Source organism: Streptomyces sp. NPDC127119, from assembly GCF_042677425.1.
Classification (GTDB): Bacteria; Actinomycetota; Actinomycetes; order Streptomycetales; family Streptomycetaceae; genus Streptomyces.
Window position 1 is genome coordinate 1 of record NZ_JBHXTO010000283.1, and the last position, 4070, is coordinate 4070.

The following is a 4070-nucleotide window of genomic DNA, read 5'->3' on the forward strand; positions in this document are numbered from 1 at the left end:
GGGCTGCGCCCCTCGCCCCCTTTGTCCTCAATCGCCGGACGGGCTGATTTTGAGCCCGTCCGGCGGTTGAGGACACAGTGACGGGAAGGGTAGGGGCGGCGGGGGCGAAGGAAAGTCTTTGGCGAGACGGCCCGTCTTGTCGTGCTGGTAGGTTCGGGCGCATGCCTCCCGACTCCAACCGCCGCAGCGAAAAGTCCCGCCGCGCGATCTACGCCGCCGCCCTCACCCTCGTCGCAGAGGTCGGCTACCCCAAAACCACCATCGAGGCCATCGCGGCCCGCGCGGGCGTGGGCAAGCAGACCATCTACCGGTGGTGGTCGTCGAAGGCCGAGGTCCTCATGGAGGCCTTCGTCGACCTGGGCGCCCAGGCGGCGGAGGCGGCCGGAGGCGGGGACTGGGCGGAAACGGACGGCATCCCCGACACCGGGGACCTGGAGGCCGACCTCAAGACCGTCCTGCGCGCCACCGTCGACGAGCTGAACGACCCGCGCTACGAGGCCCCGGCCCGCGCGCTCGCCGCGGAGGGCGTGGGCAACCCCGCCTTCGCGAAGGAGTTCGTCGCCACCCTGCTCCTGCCCTCGCTGGAACTGTACGTACGACGCCTGCGGGCGGCCCAGGACGCGGGCCAGGTGCGCGCGGACGTGGACCCGTACATCGCGCGCGACCTGGTCGTCTCGCCGCTCGCCCAGCGCTGGCTCCAGGGCACGGGCCCGCTCGACCACGCCGTCGCGGACAGGCTGGTCGAGTACGCCCTCTACGGCATCGCCCCTCGCTGACCCTGGCCCCGCCCCTGACCCTGACGCCGGCCCCAGGCCCGTACCCGTACCCGGGCCAGCCGTCCCGGGGCGTCCGTGATGATCCCGTCGCAGCCGAGCGCGAGGGCGCGGTCGCGCTGCGCCGGGGTCACCACCGTGTGCGCCCACACCCGGGGGATGCCGGACCGCACGGCCCGTACGAGATCGCGGTCCCGGGCCTTGTGGTCCACGTCCAGGACGTCCACGAACGGCCGCCATTGCGCGGGCCGGTCGGTACGCATCTGGTGCGCCGAACGCCACAGTTGCGAGAGCAGGCCCAGGCGGTGGGTGCGCAGCGCCACGGCGGGATGGTTGGAGTTGACCAGCACCGAACGCGTCAGACCGCGTTCCCTGAGCATGGCGGCGATGGCCCGCAGACTCCGCGGGTCCTTGGCCTCCAGCATCAGCACCACCCGCCCGCCGAACCGGTCCAGCACCTCGGCGAGCGTCGGCGGCCGTTCCGAGCGCCAGCTCCCGGGGAGCGTGTCCTTGGGGCGCAGCCGTACCCCCTGCCAGTCCCGCCGGTCGAGCGCGTGCACGGGCCCGCCCATGGAGGTCGTGCGGTTCAGGGTGGCGTCGTGCATGACCACCATCGTCCCGTCGCGCAGTATCCGGGTGTCCAGGTCGAGCACCTGGGCCGTCCCGCGCTCGTACGCCGTCATGAGGCCCGTCATGCTGTTCTCCGGCACCTCGCGGGCGCCGCCGCGGTGGGCCGTGTAGACGACGCGGGGCAGCGCCGACACCGTCAGGGGGCCGGGGCCCCATTCCAGAGGGGTGATCGCCCCGCTCTGTCCCACGAGAGCCAGTGACGTGAGACCGGCGATGCCCGTCAGCGCAGTCCGTGTGACCATGTCGACACCGTAGGCGGGCATATCGTGTCAAAGTACGCAATGACACTCGATCACTGCCCCGGGCGGGCATCACCCCACCTACCCCGGATGTGGGCTCCGGCCCCCCGGAGCGCAGGATGGTGGGAGCATGAGGCATGCTGTCCGCACAACAGCCAGGCGAGGGCAATATATGAGCGCAGAGATGGGCCGCCGCTCCGGCGGGCAGGGCAGGATCTCCCAGTGGTTGCGCGGTCGGCGCCCACGGACGGACGCCGCGGACGACTCCGCGAGCCGTGAGGAACTGCTGCTGGCCGCCGCCGGAGCCGGGCTGCCGCTCGCGCCCGCCGCCCATCCCTCCGCCTACCGGTGTTCGTGTGACCGCGTCGGGTGTCCGACCCCCGCGCGCCACCCCGTTTCCTTCGCCTGGCAGACGCAGTCCACGACCGACCGGGCGCAGATCGAGCGCTGGGCACGGCATCAGCCGCTCGCCAACTTCATCACCGCGACCGGCATGGTGCACGACGTGCTGGACGTGCCGCTGGAGGCCGGGCAGGAGGCGCTGGAGCGGCTGCTCGGCTCCGGGATCGAGGTCGGGCCGGTCGCGCTGTCCGGGGACGACCGGATGCTCTTCTTCACGGCGACGCGCGGTACGCCCGAGGACGAGGACGAGTGGTGGCCGTGCGAGCTGGACTGCCATCCCGAGACGATGGATGAGCATCCGGGGCTTCGGTGGCACTGCCGGGGGTCGTACGTGCTGGTGCCTCCGGCGCGGTTGCCGGGGGAGCTTTCCGTGGTGTGGGTGCGGGGGCCCGAGCATCCGTTGCCGGATCCGTTGTCCTTGCTGGAAGTTCTGACGGATGAATGTGCGCGGTACGCGGGGGTTGAGCGGGAGCAGATTGCTGCGTGGCCTTTGCGGGGGTGACTCCGTCCGGGGCGGTTGTTCGTCTGCGGGTGCGTCGTGGCTGGTCGCGCCGTTCCCCGCGCCCCTGAAAGCCAAAAGACTGCGCAGTTCCCCGCGCCCCTTGGGGGCTGCGCCCCCTCAAGGCAAAAGATTGCGCCGTTCCCCGCGCCCCTGGAGGCGATCGGTTACTCGCCCTTTGCCGCCGTCAGGCCCTGGATTCGGCTCAGGAATTTAATTCTTTGGTCCGAGGCCGACTTCGGGGGGTCCAGGACCGCCTGGTTGGAGATGGATTCCAGGGTCAGGGACTGCTTGGGGTCGCCGGTCATCAGGGCCTTCACGTCGACGTTGGTGACGTTGATCGGGACACCAGGGGCCGCCGTCTGCTTCTGGTAGTGGCGGGTCGTGAAGAAGACGAGGGCGCCGCCGTCCGCCGTGCGCAGGCCGACCGGGGCGTAGTCGCCGGACGTCAGCGGCTCATCGATGTACTGCTGGGCGAGCCCCGGACGCGCGGCGCTCTTCGCCCGGTCGGAGCGCCACTTCGTGGTGTGGGCGCCGTCCGCGAAGGTGCTGCCGCCGTCCTTGAGGTACGTCGCGTACTGCTGGGGCAGCTTCCCGGGGGCGACCGCCAGATCCGCCGCGTTCGCCGTGACCGGCTCGGCCCAGCCGTCCTTGTTCTTCTTGAACGTCGGTATCGCCTCGGCGGAGGAGATCGTCAGATACGCGACCTGCCACACCTCGTTCGCGTCGCCGCGGGTGAACACCATCAGCCAACGGTCCTCGGCGCGGCCCTTGTTGGCCTTCGAGTCGGTGACGAACCAGCGCGGCCAGCCGGCCTTCTCCGGGATCGTGAACTCGGTGTCGGTCAGCTTCAGGGGCACATAGTTGGCGTTGCCGCCCGGCTGGTTCTTGCCGCCGGCCTTCAGCTTCGCCCCGTCGATGTCCCCGAGGGCACCGGTGACCCGGTCCGCGTCCAGGGACGGGTCGTTGGCGCCGTTCGCCTTGTTGTAGGCGGTGGTGAAGTCCCGCAGGGCACGTGCGGCCTCGCTCTTCGTGGCCCCGGGAAGAATCTCCCGCTCCCCGTGCACCACCACGCACCCGCTCGCCGTCACCGTCAGCACGGTCACGGAGGCCGCCGTCAGCGCGCCGTGGCCAAGTCCGCGAGGCCTGCGAGGCCCAGGAGACCTACGAGGGCTGCGATCCCTGCTCATCGAGTCCCTTCACCTTCCCCGTCCCGAATCCCGGTTCGCGATCCCGGTTCGCGATCCCGATTCCCGATCCCGGTTTCCCGGAGGCGAACCCTACCGGGGCCGGGAACCGCCCGGGCGGCGGGATGACGTACCGCGCCCTCCGCGCGCCGGTCTCACGCCTCTTCGCGCACCGGGGCGGGGGACTTGGTCCCGCTTCTGCCGGACCGCGAGGGCGCCAGGAAGAACGCCAGCGTCGGCACCAGGTAGAGGACCCATACGGCGACTTGGAGGATGGTGGGGTCGGGTTGGAAGTTGAGGATGCCTTTGAGGAGGGTGCCGTACCAGCTGTCCGGGGGGA

4 protein-coding genes and 1 pseudogene are annotated in these 4070 nt (G+C 71.0%); 2 read left to right on the plus strand and 3 right to left on the minus strand.

Translation table 11 applies throughout. The features are described from left to right. Positions 1-161: 161 nt before the first annotated feature. Positions 162-776 (plus strand): TetR/AcrR family transcriptional regulator, encoded by a 615-nt coding sequence (locus ACFVH5_RS44025; protein ID WP_385839312.1) that lies wholly within the window; start codon positions 162-164, stop codon positions 774-776. Here ACFVH5_RS44025 and ACFVH5_RS44030 read toward each other — a convergent pair. Beyond that, complete coding sequence (locus tag ACFVH5_RS44030; protein WP_385839313.1) at positions 755-1645, minus strand: glycerophosphodiester phosphodiesterase; 891 nt, start codon at positions 1643-1645, stop codon at positions 755-757. The two genes, ACFVH5_RS44025 and ACFVH5_RS44030, sit on opposite strands and share 22 nt — an antisense overlap. A gap of 169 nt (positions 1646-1814) precedes the next feature. Here ACFVH5_RS44030 and ACFVH5_RS44035 point away from each other — a divergent pair, with 169 nt between their 5' ends. Then, positions 1815-2546, plus strand: coding sequence for a bifunctional DNA primase/polymerase (locus tag ACFVH5_RS44035; RefSeq protein WP_384814091.1), 732 nt, complete (start codon positions 1815-1817; stop codon positions 2544-2546). Positions 2547-2710: 164 nt separating this feature from the next. On the opposite strand, the gene ACFVH5_RS44040 is transcribed toward ACFVH5_RS44035, so the two are convergent. Together ACFVH5_RS44040 and ACFVH5_RS44045 are read right to left on the minus strand one after the other, a co-directional pair. After that, positions 2711-3733, minus strand: a complete 1023-nt coding sequence (locus ACFVH5_RS44040; RefSeq protein ID WP_385839314.1) for a hypothetical protein — start codon at positions 3731-3733, stop codon at positions 2711-2713. A 152-nt stretch (positions 3734-3885) separates the two neighbouring features. Beyond that, positions 3886-4070: pseudogene (locus ACFVH5_RS44045) on the minus strand (iron transporter); the annotation flags it as partial.